Origin of the sequence: Mesorhizobium sp. M0664 (assembly GCF_040320565.1) — a bacterium.
Taxonomy (GTDB): Bacteria; Pseudomonadota; Alphaproteobacteria; order Rhizobiales; family Rhizobiaceae; genus Mesorhizobium.
In genome coordinates this window covers 1-15,764 of the sequence record NZ_JAMYPW010000016.1, presented here as the reverse complement: position 1 = coordinate 15,764, position 15,764 = coordinate 1, and the positions used below count along the sequence as shown (strand labels likewise).

The window sequence follows — 15,764 nt, the reverse complement described above, 5'->3', positions numbered from 1 at the left end:
CGGGACAGATATCGTTTCGCGCGCCGCTTACTGCTGGACGGCGTAGCACTCGATCTTCTTCTTTTTCAAAGCGTTGCAGGCTTTCCAGGCAGCCGTCTTCGAACCGAAACCACCGAACCGGGCGCGGTAGTAGGTGACACCGTCCTTGTCGAAGGCGACGGTGAAACCGGAGGCATCGGTCAGAACGGAGGGCGCCTGCTTCGTCGCTTTGTCGAGGAAAGCCTTCGCTTCGGCCTGTTTTGGCGAAGAGGCGACCTGTATTGCCCAGCCGGATGGCACCGACGCCGTGCTGACCGGATCGACCTCTGCCGCCGGTTCGGCATAGGCTGCGGCGACCCGGGCTGTCGCCACGTCGTCCACCGTCGACACAGCCGTCGTCTTGACCCTCTTGGCCTGAACGACCGGAGCGGTCTCTTCAACGACGGGCGCATTTTCCTCGACAAGAGAGGCAACGGCATCGTCGTCCGGCTTACTGTCCGGTGTCGGCGCGTCATGCTTCGGTAGAAGCACCTTGGCCAAGGCTGAAATCGGATTGCCGCCGCCGGCCTTGGCAATCAGCACGCCGCCGCCGCGCGACGACGCCTGCGGCATGTAGGCATTGATCAACCCGGCCATCTGGCTGTCGCGGCTGCCGCCGGACCTGCCGCCCATGACCACCGCTACGATGCGCCGATCGCCATCCGAGACCGAGGAGACCAGATTGTAACCGGAGGCGCGGGTGTAACCGGTCTTGATGCCGTCGACGCCCTTGATGCGTCCGAGCAGACGATTGTGGCCGTTGATGCGCTGCCGCCCGTAAAGAAAGGAGCGCTGCGAGAAATAGCCGTAATATTGCGGGAAATGCTCTCTCAGGGCGATGCCGAGCATCGCCATGTCGCGCGCGGTCGTGAACTGGCCGGGATCAGGCAAGCCGTTGGCGTTGCGGAAAACGGTTCCCCTCATGCCCAGCGCCCGCGCCTTGGCGGTCATCATGCGGGCGAAATTGGCTTCGTTGCCGCCGAGCGTCTCGCCAAGCGCCGTTGCGGAATCGTTTGCCGATTTGGTCACCATCGACAGGATCGCGGTCTCGACCGTGACCGAGCCGCCCCGCTTGACGCCGAGCTTCGTCGGCGGTTCGGCAGCGGCATTGGCCGAGAACACGACCGGGGAATTCTTGCTGATCCTGCCCTTCGCCAACGCCTCGAACGTCAGATAGAGCGTCATCATCTTGGTAAGCGAAGCCGGATAGCGCCGGCCATCGGCATCCGACGAATAAAGCACCTTGCCGGTCTTGGCATCGATGACGATGGCCGCCGACTTGGCCGCCATGGATGAAGCCGCGTCCGCGACGACGAAGCTCATCGCCATGGCGAGGATCATGATCGTTTTGAAGGGGGACACGGATTTGGAAACGAAGCCCGACAACGCCTTACGCACTGATAGTTCCTTTGAATTTCCGTTGCCTTGGAGGCGGCAAAGGGTCCTGCCTCACCTCCGGCCACGCTAACGCAGGCAGCGTTACCAATCCGTTTATGGTAACCGCCGCGTTCACCATTTTCTGTGGGATTGAGCTTCTCTTTATTCGAATCTTAGCGAATGCCGGCAGCTCACGATCCGCATTGCCGCGGGAATCTTGACTTTTGTGCACTGCACAATATATTTACACGCATTGCACAACGCGGCCCGGACAAGCCGCGTCTATCATCCAAGGCAACCGTTCAAGGGAATGCGTGAAATGACCCAGACCTATGAAGATTTCAGCAAATACGGCAAGGAATTTGCGGACACCGGATTGAAGAGCTTCGCCTCGCTGTCCAAGGGGGCGCAGGCTATCGCCGCCGAGGCGGGTGAGTACACCAAGAAAAGCTTCGAAGCCGGTAGCGCCGCTGTCGAGAAGCTCTTTTCCGCCAAGTCGCTGGACAAGGCGATCGATATCCAGTCCGACTATGCCAAGCAGTCCTATGAGAGCTTCGTCACCGAGGCCACCAAGCTTGGCGATCTCTATGCCGAACTCGCCAAGGAAGCTTACAAGCCGTTCGAATCGATCGTCGCCAAGGCGAAGTAAATTCGACGAACATTCCGAGCCGGCCCTTGGGCTTGCAAAGACAGACCCGGTCGCGAACGCGCGGCCGGGTTTTTTCATGCCGGCCCGAAATCGGGGGCCTGCGGTCTTCACGATTTGAAAAATCGGTCAAGTTTGGCCACCTAGCCATATTGTCAGCTAAACAGAAGGGCTTAAAATCGTCCATCGAACACCTACATGTCGAGCATGCATGAGGATTCGAAAGAGGCAGGACTACGTGACTATAGGTTTGACTGCCACGAGCTACGTGGTGCGAATGCAGAACGGCAGCAACGGCAATGAGGCCGGTCGCGGCACGGCCGTCATCACGCGCACAAAAACCAAGACCAAGAAGCCCAGTCTGTATCGGGTCCTCATTCTTAACGACGACTACACACCCATGGAATTCGTGGTCCACGTGCTGGAGCGCTTTTTCCAGAAGGACCGCGAAGCCGCCACACGCATAATGCTTCATGTTCACAATCATGGGGTGGGCGAGTGCGGGGTCTATACATTCGAAGTGGCCGAGACCAAAGTGTCTCAGGTCATGGATTTCGCCCGACAGAATCAGCATCCGCTGCAATGCGTGATGGAGAAGAAGTGAGGTAACATGCCGGCTTTCTCCCAAGGCCTGGAAAAGGCGCTTCACCAAGCGCTGACGCTCGCCAATGAGCGGCACCATGAATATGCAACCCTTGAACATTTGCTGCTCGCCCTGATCGACGACACCGAGGCGGCCGCTGTCATGCGTGCCTGCAACGTCGATCTCGACGAGTTGAAGCATACGGTCCTCACCTATATCGACACCGAGCTCGACAACCTCGTCACCGGCTACGATGAAGATTCCAAGCCGACTGCCGGTTTCCAGCGCGTCATCCAGCGCGCGGTGATCCATGTGCAGTCGTCAGGCCGCGAGGAAGTGTCCGGCGCCAACGTGCTCGTCGCCATCTTCGCCGAGCGCGAGAGCCACGCCGCTTACTTCCTGCAGGAACAGCAGATGACCCGCTACGACGCGGTCAACTACATCTCGCATGGCATCGCCAAGCGCCCCGGCGCTTCCGAGACGCGGACGCCGCGCGGCGCCGACGACGAGCAAGGCAGCCAGAGCGGAGCCGAGCCGCAAGAGGAAGGCGGCAAGAAGAAGCAGCAGCAGGACGCGCTGACTGCCTATTGCGTCAACCTGAACAACAAGGCCAAGGCCGGCAAGATCGATCCATTGATCGGTCGCGAGAGCGAGATCAACCGGACCATCCAGGTGCTGTGCCGCCGCTCCAAGAACAACCCGCTCTATGTCGGTGATCCTGGCGTCGGCAAGACGGCAATCGCCGAAGGCCTCGCCAAGCGCATCGTCGAGGGCGACGTTCCCGAAGTGCTGCACAATGCCACCATCTTCGCGCTCGACATGGGCACGTTGCTGGCCGGCACCCGCTATCGCGGCGATTTCGAGGAGCGGCTGAAGCAGGTCGTCAAGGAGCTCGAGGATTATCCCGGCGCCGTGCTGTTCATCGACGAAATCCACACGGTGATCGGGGCGGGGGCCACCTCCGGCGGGGCCATGGATGCGTCGAACCTGTTGAAGCCGGCGCTGTCTTCGGGCGCGATCCGCTGCATCGGCTCGACCACCTACAAGGAGTTCCGCCAGTTCTTCGAGAAGGACCGCGCGCTGGTGCGGCGCTTCCAGAAGATCGACGTCAACGAGCCGACTGTCGAGGACGCCATCGAGATCATGAAGGGCCTCAAGCCCTATTTCGAGGAGTTCCACAAGGTCCGCTACACGAGCGAGGCGATCAAGGCTTCGGTCGAGCTCTCGGCGCGTTACATCAACGACCGCAAGCTGCCGGACAAGGCGATCGACGTGATCGACGAGACCGGCGCCTCGCAGATGCTCGTGCCGGAAGCCAAGCGCAAGAAGACCATCGGTATCAAGGAGATCGAAGCGACGATCGCCACGATGGCGCGTATCCCGCCGAAGACGGTTTCCGCCGACGACGAGAAGGTGCTGCAAGGCCTCGACATCGAGTTGAAGCGCGTCGTCTACGGCCAGGACACCGCGATCACCGCGCTGACTTCGGCCATCAAGCTGGCGCGGGCCGGCCTGCGGGAACCGGAAAAGCCGATCGGCTCGTACCTGTTCTCGGGTCCGACCGGTGTCGGCAAGACGGAAGTGGCCAAGCAACTCGCCGCGTCGCTCGGCGTGGAGCTGATCCGCTTCGACATGTCGGAGTATATGGAACGCCACACCGTTTCGCGGCTGATCGGTGCCCCTCCCGGCTATGTCGGGTTCGACCAGGGCGGCCTTCTGACCGACGGCGTCGACCAGCATCCGCATTGCGTGCTGTTGCTGGACGAAGTCGAGAAGGCGCATCCGGACCTGTTCAACATCCTGTTGCAGGTCATGGACCACGGCAAGCTGACCGACCATAACGGCAAGCAGATCGACTTCCGCAATGTCATCCTGATCATGACCACCAATGCGGGCGCGTCCGATGCGCAGCGCGCGGCCATCGGTTTCGGTTCGACCAAGCGCGAAGGCGACGATGTCGAAGCGATCAACCGGCTGTTCACGCCGGAGTTCCGCAACCGTCTCGATGCGATCATTCCGTTCGGCTCGCTGCCGGTGCCGGTCATCCATCAGGTGGTGCAGAAGTTCGTCATGCAGCTGGAAGCGCAGCTTTCCGAGCGCGGCGTGACATTCGACCTGTCGCAGGATGCAATCGCATGGCTGGCCGACAAGGGCTATGACGAGCGCATGGGCGCCCGGCCGCTTGGCCGTGTCATCCAGGAGCACATCAAGAAGCCGCTGGCCGACGAGGTGCTGTTCGGCAAGCTCAAGAAGGGCGGCACGGTGCGTGTCACCGTCGAGAAGAAGGAAACCGGCGAGACCGGCCTGAAGCTCGAATCGCTCGCCGACGAGGCGCCGGTGAAGCCGAAGAAGGAAGAGCCGGACGACGCGCCGAAGGCCAAGAAGGCGGTGGCGAAAAAGCCCGCCGCGAAAAAGGCGGTGGCGCAGAAGCCGGAGCCCAAAGGTAAGGACGGCGGCAAGCGCAGCCTTGTGCCGCAACTGCCGCGTAAGAACTGACGAACCAGCCAGTAAAAAAGCCCCGGAAACGGGGCTTTTTTTGTGACACCTTCCGGTTAACCGCCCGGCGCCCGCCAGAGCGGTTGCACCGGTTCAGCTTGCCAGCGCCATCCGTATCTTGCCGGCGTTTTCGGCCAGGACTTCAGGCTTTTCCATCTGTCCGCTGTGCGGTTTCAGGGGAATGCCCTCGAAGCGCGGAATGACATGGACGTGAAGGTGAAAGATAGTCTGCCCCGAAGCTGGTTCGTTGAACTGCATAACCGTGACGCCATCGGCATCGAAGGCCTTCTTTACGGCCCGCGCAACTTTCTGGACGTGAGCGAAGAGCGGGCCAAGCACCGCCGGATCCGCGTCAAGCAAGTTGCGCGACGGCGCTTTCGGCACCACCAGCGTGTGACCCTGTCCTTGCGGCATCACATCCATGAAGACAATGACCGCGTCATCCTCGTAGACGCGGTGCGAAGGGATTTCTCCGCGCAGGATTTTGGCGAAGATGTTGCTGCTGTCATAGGTTGCTTCGGCCATGGCGCGCGCTCCGGTTCTTGGCTCGCTGTCTGGTGTAGCGAAGCTGTTCCGGGCGGGCAAGACGATCGGTCGACATCGGCCGTGCCGGCCCGCTCGGCTGAGCGATTGGGGCTCGCTACTCTACTGCGCCATGTCCTTGCGGAACGGGGTGTGCTCTTCCAGATATTCGCTCATCCGCTCGACTTCGCGCCGCTCGCGCTGGAGATAGTCGGCCACTGCATTGCGCAGACCTGGATGGGCGATGTAGTGCGCCGAATGCATCGTCACGGGCCGGTAGCCGCGCGCCAGCTTGTGCTCGCCCTGCGCACCGGCTTCAACCACCTTCAGCTTGCGCGAGATGGCGAAATCGATCGCCTGATGGTAGCAGACCTCGAAATGCAGGAACGGGTGGTCCTCGATGCAGCCCCAATTGCGGCCGTAGAGCGCGTCTGAACCGATGAAGTTGATGGCACCTGCAATGTAGCGCCCGCTGCGTTTGGCCATGACCAGCAGGATGTCGTCGGCCATGCGTTCGCCGATAAGTGAGAAGAAATCGCGGTTGAGGTAGGGCCGGCCCCATTTCCTGCTGCCGGTATCCATGTAGAACGCGAAAAAGTCGTCCCAGGCCTTTTCGGTCAGATCCTTGCCGGTCAGCCAGTCGATCGAGATGCCGTCGGCGAGGGCCTCGCGCCGCTCTTTCTTCATTGCCTTGCGCTTGCGCGAGGCTAACGTTGTGAGAAAATCGTCGTAGCTCGAAAAGCCTTCGTTGAAGAAGTGAAACTGCTGGTCGGTGCGATGCAGGAAGCCGGCCGCCGCCAATACCTGGACGTCGTCCTCCGGCGCGAAAGTAACATGCGCGGAAGACACGCCGAGCTTATCCGTCACCGCCTTCAGGCCGGTCGCAAGACCGGCCTTGACGGTGGGGATGTCCTCGCCCCTGCCGACCAGCAGGCGAGGGCCGGTGACGGGTGTGAACGGCACCGCGCATTGCAGCTTCGGATAGTAGCGCCCGCCGGCGCGTTCGAACGCGTCCGACCAGCCATGGTCGAAGACATATTCGCCCTGGCTGTGCGACTTCAGATAGCAGGGGACCGCTCCGAGCAACATGCCTCGCGCGGTTTCCAGCCTGAGGTGATGGCCTTGCCAGCCTGTGCGCCGAACAGCGCAGCCGGAATCTTCCAGCGCGCTCAAAAAAGCGAATGAGACAAGCGGGTTGTAGCCGTATTCTGCATCGCCGCGTGTAGTGCCGCCGAGGCTGTCCCATTCAGCGCTGGTAAAGGCGCCGATGCCCGCGGCGATGCGGATCGACAGCTCCGCATTCGCCGTTTGTCTTTCACAGTCGTCCCCTTGATCCATGAGGCTTACTTAAGCTCGCTGCGGACCCATACAAGCCCGCTCAGGCAAGCCGTACCAGATCGGGCTCGAATCCTTCGAACGTCATCTGGTCGGCATATTTGAAGGTCAGGTCGACGGCAGGCTGGTCGTGCACGGTCCAGGTGATCACCGGCATACCGAGTCTCTCTCGCACGAAGGAGACGAACCGGTTCGGCAGGTCGCCGGCAGCGTAGGAGGTGAAGGCGATGTCATGCGCCAGCATGGCGAAATGCGCCTCGATCAGGTGGTTGTCGTTGCCGTAGGCGGTCAACCCGCCGGGTATGCCGGGTGCATATTTCGGGAACTCGCGGATCAGCCAATGGTCGAACGACATGATCGCGGTCTTGCTCTTGTAATGCTTGAGCATCTTGCCGACGCTTTCGACCAGGCCTTCGTCATGCCCGGCAGCACCTTTCAGCTCGACAACCATCGGCACACGGCCGTCGACCAGATCAAGCGCCTGCTGCAGCGTCGGCAAATGGTCGGCGGTGCCGCCGACCTTCAGCGCCGTGATCTCTGCAGCCGTACGCTGCCAGACGAAGCCGTCCTCGCCGGTCAGCCGCCGCAGATCGCCATCGTGGATGATGACGGGGACGCCGTCGGACGACAGGTGCACATCGCATTCGATCGCGTAGCCGCGCTCGGCCGCCGCAGCGAAGGCGGAAAGGGTGTTCTCCCAGCGCGTCTTGTTCATGTCGTGGAGGCCGCGATGGGCGACGGGCCGGGCGGTCAGCCAGGAAAGATCGGTCATGGTTGCAGTCCCGGTCATTCGACTTCGAAGATCGCTTCGATTTCCACTGCGGCATTAAGCGGCAGGGAGGCGGTGCCGACGGCGGAGCGAGCGTGCTTGCCACGATCGCCGAGCACGGCGGCGAGAAAATCCGAGGCGCCGTTGGCAACCAGATGCTGTTCGACAAAATCCGGTGCCGAGGCGACGAAGACGGTGATCTTCACCAAGCGACGGATTTTCTCGAGATCGCCAAGTGCCGCCTGAGCCTGGGCCAATATGTTGATCGCACAGTATTTTGCGGCTTCCTTGCCGGTCGCGGTGTCGACATCGCGGCCAAGCAGTCCGCTCGCCTGGAGCTTGCCCTCCTTGAGCGGCAACTGCCCGGCGGTGAACAGCAGATTGCCGGTCCGGCAATAGGGCACGTAATTGGCGGCGGGCGCGGCGGCGGCCGGCAGCGTCACGCCGAGATCGCTTAGCCGCTTTTCGATTGTTTCGCTCATGCTATTTCCCTATTGCTTGAAGGTGCCGCGCAGGCCGGGCCGAAATTGCTATTTTTGCCTCGCTTCCGCCACGACTTTTTTTAAGCTGGACCATCTTTCCATGCGGCTTGCCACTAGCCGCGATGATCGGAGCACCCCATGCGCGCAACGCGCCTCGCATTCAACGCCGTTCTCTTGACAGCGGCTTCCTGGGCGGCTCCCGCTTTTGCGGTGCCTGCGCTGCAGGCGCATCGTGCTGTTTACGACATTTCACTCGACAAGGCTTCAGACCGTTCCGGCATTACCGGCATCACCGGCCGCATGGTCTACGAGTTCAACGGCTCGCCTTGCGAGGGCTATACGGTAAAGTTCCGTTTGGTGACCCAGATCGTAACCAGCGACAACACAAGGCTGACCGACCAGCAGATGACCACCTTCGAGGATGGCGAGGGCAAGACCTTCTCCTTCGTGAACAAATCCTTTGTCGACCAGAACCTCGACAAGGAGGTCAAGGGTACCGCAACGAAGGAAGCCAACGGTCTCAAGGTCGATATCGACAAGCCCGAGAAGAACAGCCTGGAACTCGCGCCGACCCAGTTCCCGACCCAGCAAATGGTCGAAATGATCGGCAAGGCGGAAAAGGGCGAGCGTTTCTACGAAACCAACCTGTTCGACGGCTCTGAGGACGCCAACAAGGTGGTGACCACCACCGTCGTCGTCGGCAAGCAAGCCGATGCCGACAATGCCGATCCGGAAGCGCCGGCGCTGGCCAAGCTCGCCACCGACAAATACTGGCCGGTCGACATCGCCTATTTCGATGATGCCGACAAAGGCGGCGAGGAGGTGCCGGAATACCGGATCAGCTTCAAGCTGCACAAGAACGGCATCACGCGCGATCTCGTCATGGACTATGGCGAGTTCTCGATGACCGGCAAATTGGTCAATCTGTCACTGTTCGATCAGCCTAAGACCTGCCCGTCTAAATAAGCTCGAGTGAACGGCAAGCCGCCGGCCGCTATCCGGGATAGTAGCGCTTAATCTTGCGGGGCAAGTCGCATCGACTTGAGCATGCCGCAATTGCCTATCAACGTCTTATGACGGTATGCGCCGCGGGGGAGCAGGTTGAGCAGGATCGACGTTTTTGTGGCGCCGCGGCCCAATGCGACGCTGATCAACGCTATGACATTGGTCAACCGGATTGTCATGCTGCACGGCATTCCAGGCTTTCGCGACCTGTTGCCATTCAACCGTCTGGCCGGTTTGCGCGGCGTCGCCAATGTCCGCCACATCGATTTTCCAGAGGATGACCGGCAAAGGCTGAAGGCTTGTTGCGGCGCGGGCAAGGCGACGTTCATCACGCCCAACCATCCCGAATTCTTTACCGACTGGATGATCGACAAGGAGGTCGTCTCGCGGGTGAGCCCGCTGGCGGCATCCTGGGCCACGCACGGCGTCGTCAACGGGCTTGGCCGGCTGATGCAGAAATTCTGGTTGGCCAACAATCTGATCGCGCAAATCCCGGGCAACAGCGCGGCCGCCAAGGAACATTCGGTGGCCTGGGCGCTGAAGGGGCACGGCGTGCTCCTGCATCCCGAAGGCGGTGTCGGCTGGCATGCCAACATCATTGCCCCGCTGCTGCCGGGCGCGGTCGAAATGGGGTTCGAGGCGTTGAAGCGCGGCCGCCTGACGGATCCGGATTTCAAGGTTTGGATCGCGCCCGTGATCTGGAAGCTTGCTTTCACGGGGAATGTCGAGGCAGCGCTGGCAAAGGAATGCGCCTATGTCGAGCACAGCCTGAAAATCGAACGCCGTGCCGCCGATTCGCTGCCGGAGCGCATCCATCATATCTATGCGACGTTGCTGTCTCGCGATGAGGCTGCATATGGCCTGCGGTCCGATGAGCGGGCTTCGTATGACGCACGTCAAAAGGACCTGCTGACCGAACTCGGCCGTCGCCTTGCCGAACTTGTCTCGGTCGACGCCGGCACGCTCGACAATGCCGACCTTTTGCGCCGTTCGCGGCGCTGGCTGCGGGAAAGCACGGATGGCAGCGGAAGCCAGAAGCAGGTCCGAACGCTGGCAGATGCGATCCAGCGCCTGCAGCGTGTCGGGCCGTGGGCCTCAGCCAACCCGCGCATCACGCAGGAGGAGATCGCCGAACATTTGAAGCGGATCCGCAACGATTATTGCAAGGGTACGCTGCGCGATGCGATCAACCGTTTCGTGCCGCAGCCGGCAGGCCCACGTCGCGCCTATGTCCGGGTACCGGAGCCGCTAGGCTTGCACGCCTATCAAGGCTCCGTCGAGGAGGCACTCGCCGAACTGCACGACCGGATGCAGGAGACCGTCACCAGGACGATGACGCAACTCGAGGCTGGCGGCGGCTTCATTTTCTATGCCAATCCCTTCTATCATCGTTAGCGGTGTGTTGGTCGGCGCAAGATGAAGGAGTGCGGCAAGCCTGTGGCGGTCTATGTCGATGCGGCGATCTGGAAATGGGTCGGCCACCGCTGGTGTCATCTGCTGGCAGACGACACCGACGAGCTGCATCGCTTTGCCGGGCAGCTCGGCATCAAGCGCGCGTCCTACCAAGGACCGCCAAAGACATCCGCGCCGCACTATGACATAACCGGGTTCGAGCGCGACCGCGCAGTGCGGTTAGGCGCCATCGAGTGCAGCCGCGAGGAGATCGTCGCCGTTTTCCGGCGTGTGCGGGTGCCGAAGGGGAAGATGCGGCAATGACACCGGTGCGCTGATCGCCGCACGCTGAGCCGCAAGACGCCACAGCGCTTGCGTTTGTCGCGCTTCCCCTCTATATGCGCGCTCATTCCACACACGGACTTTGGTGTCTGCCCGGGAGAAATCCGGCTGAAACCTCCGGTGGCGTTCGAGGACAAAGTCCAAAAATGCCTGTGTCCGTGGAGGCTAACCGGAAAGGAAATAAGAATGGCTCTGCCTGATTTCAGCATGCGCCAGCTATTGGAAGCTGGCATTCACTTCGGCCACCAGACCCACCGCTGGAACCCGAAAATGGCGCCCTATATCTACGGCGCCCGCAACAACATCCACATCATCGACCTCTCGCAGACAGTGCCTTTGCTGCACCAGGCGTTGAAGCAGGTTTCCGACACTGTTGCCAAGGGCGGCCGGGTGCTGTTCGTCGGCACCAAGCGCCAGGCCTCCGACATCGTCGCCGATGCCGCGCAGCGCTCGGCCCAGTACTATGTCAACTCGCGTTGGCTCGGCGGCATGCTGACCAACTGGAAGACGATCTCGAATTCCATCCAGCGCCTGCGCAAGCTCGACGAAATGCTGGCCGGCGAGGCTCAGGGCCTGACCAAGAAAGAGCGCCTCAACCTCGACCGCGAGCGTGAGAAGCTCGACAAGGCGCTGGGCGGCATCAAGGATATGGGTTCGACGCCCGATTTGATGTTCGTGATCGACACTAACAAGGAAGCGATCGCCATTCTCGAGGCCAAGCGTCTCGGCATCCCGGTCGTTGCCATCATCGATTCCAACTGCGACCCGGACAAGATCGACTTCCCGATCCCCGGCAATGACGACGCGGCCCGCGCCATCCAGCTGTATTGCGATCTGATCGCGAAGGCAGCTATCGACGGCATCGCCCGTCAGCAGGGCGCGCTCGGTGTCGATATCGGCGCATCGGTCGAGGCTCCGGTCGAGCCGGCGCTCGATCAGACCCCGGCCGCCGAGAGCCCGGCAGCCCAGACCCCGGAAGCATAGTAGCGAAGGCCGGCTGCGGCCTTCATCTTTCCAATATGTTGGCGCGGTAAGCGCTACCAGCACCAGGCGCATCATCGAAAATCGATGGTGCGTCAGTGCATTTAGACAAAGAGGCGACAATGAGCATTTCGGCTGCACAGGTCAAAGAACTCCGCGACTTGACCGGCGCGGGCATGATGGACTGCAAGGCGGCGTTGAACGAGACCAACGGCAATATGGAAGAAGCCATCGACTGGCTGCGCAAGAAGGGCATTTCAAAGGCCGACAAGAAGGCTGGCCGTACCGCTGCCGAAGGCCTGATCGGCGTAGATTCCGGCGTCCGCGAGGCAGCGATCGTCGAGGTCAATTCCGAGACGGACTTCGTTGCCCGCAATGCTGCGTTCCAGGAGATCGTCGCCAATGTCGCGAAGGTCGCGCTTGCCTATGGCGGCAAGACCGAGGCCGTTGCCGCCGCTCCCTATCCGGGATCGGGCAAATCGGTCGCCGAGACCATCAAGGACGCTGTCGGCACCATCGGTGAGAATCTGGGCTTCCGCCGCTCGGCCAAGCTCACGGTCGAGCACGGCGCTGTCGCAACCTACGTTCACAATGCGGTCGCCGACGGCCTTGGCAAGCTCGGCGTGCTGGTGGCCATCGAGACGACGGGCAACGCGCATGCCGCCAACGCCTTCGCCCGTCAGGTTGCCATGCATGTCGCTGCCACCAATCCGATGGCCCTGACCACCGAAGAGCTCGATCCGGCCGCAGTGGAACGCGAGAAGGCGATCTTCGCCGACCAGGCGCGCCAGTCCGGCAAGCCGGAAGCGATCATCGAGAAGATGGTCGAAGGCCGTTTGCGCAAGTTCTATGAAGAGGTCGTGCTGCTCAAGCAGGCTTTCGTGCTCAATCCCGACATTACCGTCGAGAAGGCGCTGAAGGATGCCGAGAGCGAAATAGGCGCGCCAGCCAAAATCGCTGCCTATCTGCGCTTCGCGCTCGGTGAGGGTATCGAGAAGGAAGAGACCGATTTCGCGGCGGAAGTCGCGGCAGCGGTCAAGAAGTAACTATTCGTTTGAGAGGCTTTTTTCGGCCGGGTATCCGCGAGGATGCCCGGCCGATTTCTTGCGCGGTGTCGATGAAGGCGCGGAGCTTCGGGGCCATCGCGGCGCGGCGCGGGAAATAGAGGAACAGTCCCGGTTCCTCGATCGATGCCTCGCCAAGGACTTCGACCAGCCGGCCTGCCTCGATGTCAGGCTTGACAAGCGGCTCGAACAGATAGGCGAGGCCGATGCCGGCAAGCGCCATTTCCCTTGCCGACAGCGGATCGCTGACGACCACGCTGCCGCGTGTCTCGACGCTGATATCCTTGCCCTGATCGGATAGATCCCAGTGATAGAGCGCACGTGATCGCAACAGCCGATAGCCGATGCAGTTGTGCACGGCGAGATCGGCCAACGCCCATGGCCGCCCGCGCCGGGCGACATAGGCCGGCGAGGCAACGATGATGCTGCGGAAAGGCCCTGTCAGTCGCACCGTCACCATATCCTCGGCGATCATCTCGCCCAGCCGGATGCCGGCGTCAAAACCCTCGCCGACGATATCGCTCAGACGTTCGTCGGTGACGATCTCCACCGTCACGTCAGGGGTAACGTTCCGCCATCGCCGTCAGGATGGGCATCAGCGCCAGAGGCAGCGCCAAACGCGGCGCGTCGATCCTGAGCAGTCCGCTTGCCCGGCCTTTGACAGAGCGGATACGTTCGATCCGGTCGGCAATGTCTTCCAGCGCCGGCTCCGCCGCAGCGACAAGCGCGGTGCCAGCCTCGGTCAGCGAGACGCTGCGCGTGGTGCGGGCAAACAACGGCTGGCCGATTCGCTCCTCTACCAGCCGAACCGCATGGCTGACCGCTGACGGGCTCATGCCGAGCTCGGCGGCTGCCGGCGCGAAGCCGCCACGCCGCGCGACGGCAACGATTATAGGTAGGTGGCTAAGCAGATCGCGGTCCATTCATGCATGATATCGCATAGTCCATTCGGATAATGCAATCTTATCGGTGGGGAAAGGAGGGCGCATCTTTGGCTACATCACACGGCAATCGCCGAGCAGCCAAGGAGACGTCTAATGACCGACCTCGATTCCGAACGAACCCGTAATCTCGAGACCGTGCGTAAATTCTTTGATCTGATGCACCGCAACGACATTGAGGCATGGGGCGACCTTTGGGCTGAAGATGGCCGTATACTTGTCTTCTACCCACCGGCAGGATTTGGAAACAGCATCGATGGTAAGGCCGCGATCCTGGCGGCCTTCCGAGGCCTCTTCGGTAATTTCGAATCCTTCGATTCGCAGCTGACAGCCATCTATCCGGCAGCGGATTCGGACGCGATCGTCGTTGAGTACAAGAACCGCGCGGTGCTGATCGGCGGCACTGAATACACCAACAGCAATATCGCGATTTTCCACTTCAAGAGCGGTCTGATCAGCGCCTACCACGACTATTTCGATCCGCGCCGCTTCCAGGTGGTGGTCGATGCTCTGGCCAAGGCCTGACTGCGTATCCCAGGCAAGACCTCAATCCCGCTTTTCAAACTGCAGGAGAAATCCATGACCATGTCCTACTACACGCTCGGCAACAGCGGGCTGCGTGTCACCCGCCTGGCGCTCGGCACCATGACGTTCGGCACGGAATGGGGCTGGGGCGCGGAGAAGGAAACCGCGCGCGCCTTGGTTGATGCCTATATCGAAGCCGGTGGCAATTTCTTCGATACCGCCGATCTCTATACCGGTGGCACGGCCGAAACCTGGCTCGGCGAATTCATCGCCGAGCGCGGGCTGCGCGACAAGGCGGTGATCAGTACCAAATTCACCTACAACGCCGAACCGGGCAACCCGAACGCCGGGGGCAACGGCCGCAAGAACATCCTGCGGGCGATAGACGGTTCGCTGAAGCGGCTCGGCACCGACTACATCGACCTCTACATCCTCCATACCTGGGACAGGCTGACGCCGCCGGAGGAGGTGATGCGGACGCTGGACGATCTGGTGCGCGCCGGAAAGATCCGGCATGTCGGCCTGTCCGACGTGCCGGCCTGGTACGCAAGCCGGGCGCAGGCCGTCGCCGAGCATCGCGGCTATGAACCGGTTTCGGCGCTTCAGCTCGAATATTCGCTGGCCGAGCGCAACATCGAGCACGAGTTCGTGCCGTTCGGCACGCGCTATGGCGCCGGAATCATGGTCTGGAGTCCATTGGCCAGCGGCCTGCTCAGCGGAAAATACCGTTTCGATACAATCGTCGAGGATGGTGGCCGGCTGGAGACAATGCGTGGTTCGACCAATCCCGGTTTCCAGAAATTCACCGATCGCAACTGGCAAATCGTCGCCGAACTGGAGAGGGTTGCCGGCCAGCTCGGCCGCAGCATGGCCCAGGTCGCCCTGAACTGGACGGCAAACAGGCCAGGCATTGCGTCCGTCATCGTCGGCGCCACCAGGCTTGACCAGCTCAAGGACAATCTCGGCGCGCTTGATTTCGACATTCCCGAAGATCTTCGGGCACGGCTCGATGCGGTGAGCCGGCCGGTCACGCCCTTTCCGTATTCGTTCTTCGGCCCTGAAATACAAGGCGGCCTGACCGGTGGGCAGGCGGTTGGCGGTAAGCCGGCAAGCTATCTGCCGGATCTGCTCATGCGAGGCACTTTTGCCGGCGTGAGCTGACGGCTATCCAGGTCCACGATCTCAACTTCCGGCTCGGGGCCCCCCCGGGCAAGACGCCCCCACTCGGTTAACGCAAGCCCCAGGGTTATGGGGGCGCCCCAAAGCGGCGCCCACAACAAAAACAC

Annotated in this window: 15 protein-coding genes and 1 pseudogene; 10 read left to right on the top strand and 6 right to left on the bottom strand. The window is 61.5% G+C overall.

The window, feature by feature from the left end; all coding sequences use genetic code 11:
* Positions 1-27: 27 nt before the first annotated feature.
* The gene (locus tag NKI39_RS16500; RefSeq protein ID WP_352540574.1) at positions 28-1,416 is read right to left on the bottom strand and encodes an SPOR domain-containing protein; all 1,389 of its coding nucleotides are present in this window, start codon (positions 1,414-1,416) and stop codon (positions 28-30) included.
* Between the two features lie 298 nt (positions 1,417-1,714).
* On the opposite strand from NKI39_RS16500, the gene NKI39_RS16495 reads away from it, so the two are divergent.
* The 3 genes from NKI39_RS16495 to clpA all read left to right on the top strand — a co-directional run bounded on the left by NKI39_RS16495 (position 1,715) and on the right by clpA (position 5,120).
* Positions 1,715-2,044, top strand: a complete 330-nt coding sequence (locus NKI39_RS16495; protein WP_352471661.1) for a phasin family protein — start codon at positions 1,715-1,717, stop codon at positions 2,042-2,044.
* 274 nt (positions 2,045-2,318) lie between these two features.
* Complete coding sequence (clpS, locus tag NKI39_RS16490) at positions 2,319-2,645, top strand: ATP-dependent Clp protease adapter ClpS (RefSeq protein ID WP_023717744.1); 327 nt, start codon at positions 2,319-2,321, stop codon at positions 2,643-2,645.
* 6 nt (positions 2,646-2,651) lie between these two features.
* On the top strand, positions 2,652-5,120 hold the full coding sequence (gene clpA / locus NKI39_RS16485) for an ATP-dependent Clp protease ATP-binding subunit ClpA (protein WP_352448808.1): 2,469 nt from the start codon (positions 2,652-2,654) through the stop codon (positions 5,118-5,120).
* 93 nt (positions 5,121-5,213) lie between these two features.
* Here clpA and NKI39_RS16480 read toward each other — a convergent pair whose 3' ends face one another.
* From NKI39_RS16480 to NKI39_RS16465, 4 genes are all read right to left on the bottom strand, one after another.
* Positions 5,214-5,645, bottom strand: a complete 432-nt coding sequence (locus NKI39_RS16480; RefSeq protein WP_352502384.1) for an HIT family protein — start codon at positions 5,643-5,645, stop codon at positions 5,214-5,216.
* A gap of 120 nt (positions 5,646-5,765) precedes the next feature.
* Positions 5,766-6,980, bottom strand: coding sequence for a GNAT family N-acetyltransferase (locus NKI39_RS16475; protein WP_352833059.1), 1,215 nt, complete (start codon positions 6,978-6,980; stop codon positions 5,766-5,768).
* A gap of 40 nt (positions 6,981-7,020) precedes the next feature.
* A complete protein-coding gene (locus tag NKI39_RS16470) occupies positions 7,021-7,749 on the bottom strand; it encodes a glycerophosphodiester phosphodiesterase (protein WP_352833057.1) in 729 nt (242 codons plus the stop codon).
* 14 nt (positions 7,750-7,763) lie between these two features.
* Complete coding sequence (locus tag NKI39_RS16465) at positions 7,764-8,228, bottom strand: RidA family protein (RefSeq protein ID WP_352448812.1); 465 nt, start codon at positions 8,226-8,228, stop codon at positions 7,764-7,766.
* Positions 8,229-8,366: 138 nt separating this feature from the next.
* Between NKI39_RS16465 and NKI39_RS16460 the strand changes: the two genes are divergently transcribed.
* The 5 genes from NKI39_RS16460 to tsf all read left to right on the top strand — a co-directional run bounded on the left by NKI39_RS16460 (position 8,367) and on the right by tsf (position 12,994).
* On the top strand, positions 8,367-9,194 hold the full coding sequence (locus tag NKI39_RS16460) for a cell envelope integrity EipB family protein (RefSeq protein ID WP_352833054.1): 828 nt from the start codon (positions 8,367-8,369) through the stop codon (positions 9,192-9,194).
* A gap of 135 nt (positions 9,195-9,329) precedes the next feature.
* Positions 9,330-10,628 carry a lysophospholipid acyltransferase family protein gene (locus NKI39_RS16455; RefSeq protein ID WP_352833053.1) on the top strand — a complete coding sequence of 433 codons (1,299 nt, stop codon included), beginning with the start codon at positions 9,330-9,332 and terminating at the stop codon, positions 10,626-10,628.
* A 42-nt stretch (positions 10,629-10,670) separates the two neighbouring features.
* Positions 10,671-10,949, top strand: coding sequence for a DUF4031 domain-containing protein (locus NKI39_RS16450; protein WP_352540673.1), 279 nt, complete (start codon positions 10,671-10,673; stop codon positions 10,947-10,949).
* A 204-nt stretch (positions 10,950-11,153) separates the two neighbouring features.
* Positions 11,154-11,951: a 30S ribosomal protein S2 gene (gene rpsB / locus NKI39_RS16445; RefSeq protein WP_031211288.1), complete on the top strand. Its 798-nt coding sequence runs from the start codon at positions 11,154-11,156 to the stop codon at positions 11,949-11,951.
* 119 nt (positions 11,952-12,070) lie between these two features.
* Positions 12,071-12,994: a translation elongation factor Ts gene (gene tsf / locus NKI39_RS16440; protein WP_352471655.1), complete on the top strand. Its 924-nt coding sequence runs from the start codon at positions 12,071-12,073 to the stop codon at positions 12,992-12,994.
* Here tsf and NKI39_RS16435 read toward each other — a convergent pair.
* A pseudogene (locus NKI39_RS16435) lies at positions 12,984-13,935 on the bottom strand (LysR family transcriptional regulator). The gene tsf and the pseudogene NKI39_RS16435 overlap by 11 nt on opposite strands.
* A gap of 114 nt (positions 13,936-14,049) precedes the next feature.
* Between NKI39_RS16435 and NKI39_RS16430 the strand changes: the two are divergent.
* Together NKI39_RS16430 and NKI39_RS16425 are read left to right on the top strand one after the other, a co-directional pair.
* Positions 14,050-14,478, top strand: coding sequence for a nuclear transport factor 2 family protein (locus NKI39_RS16430; RefSeq protein WP_352833051.1), 429 nt, complete (start codon positions 14,050-14,052; stop codon positions 14,476-14,478).
* 54 nt (positions 14,479-14,532) lie between these two features.
* Positions 14,533-15,639, top strand: coding sequence for an aldo/keto reductase (locus NKI39_RS16425; RefSeq protein WP_352833048.1), 1,107 nt, complete (start codon positions 14,533-14,535; stop codon positions 15,637-15,639).
* Positions 15,640-15,764: the final 125 nt, after the last annotated feature.

Bases quoted from the DNA above. Each gene is read 5' to 3' on its own strand.
- NKI39_RS16495 (WP_352471661.1), top strand. From the start codon at position 1,715: ATGACCCAGACCTATGAAGATTTCAGCAAATACGGCAAGGAATTTGCG.
- clpS (WP_023717744.1), top strand. From the start codon at position 2,319: ATGCAGAACGGCAGCAACGGCAATGAGGCCGGTCGCGGCACGGCCGTC.
- clpA (WP_352448808.1), top strand. From the start codon at position 2,652: ATGCCGGCTTTCTCCCAAGGCCTGGAAAAGGCGCTTCACCAAGCGCTG.
- NKI39_RS16480 (WP_352502384.1), bottom strand. From the start codon at position 5,645: ATGGCCGAAGCAACCTATGACAGCAGCAACATCTTCGCCAAAATCCTG.
- NKI39_RS16475 (WP_352833059.1), bottom strand. From the start codon at position 6,980: ATGGATCAAGGGGACGACTGTGAAAGACAAACGGCGAATGCGGAGCTG.
- NKI39_RS16470 (WP_352833057.1), bottom strand. From the start codon at position 7,749: ATGACCGATCTTTCCTGGCTGACCGCCCGGCCCGTCGCCCATCGCGGC.
- NKI39_RS16465 (WP_352448812.1), bottom strand. From the start codon at position 8,228: ATGAGCGAAACAATCGAAAAGCGGCTAAGCGATCTCGGCGTGACGCTG.
- NKI39_RS16460 (WP_352833054.1), top strand. From the start codon at position 8,367: ATGCGCGCAACGCGCCTCGCATTCAACGCCGTTCTCTTGACAGCGGCT.
- rpsB (WP_031211288.1), top strand. From the start codon at position 11,154: ATGGCTCTGCCTGATTTCAGCATGCGCCAGCTATTGGAAGCTGGCATT.
- tsf (WP_352471655.1), top strand. From the start codon at position 12,071: ATGAGCATTTCGGCTGCACAGGTCAAAGAACTCCGCGACTTGACCGGC.
- NKI39_RS16430 (WP_352833051.1), top strand. From the start codon at position 14,050: ATGACCGACCTCGATTCCGAACGAACCCGTAATCTCGAGACCGTGCGT.
- NKI39_RS16425 (WP_352833048.1), top strand. From the start codon at position 14,533: ATGACCATGTCCTACTACACGCTCGGCAACAGCGGGCTGCGTGTCACC.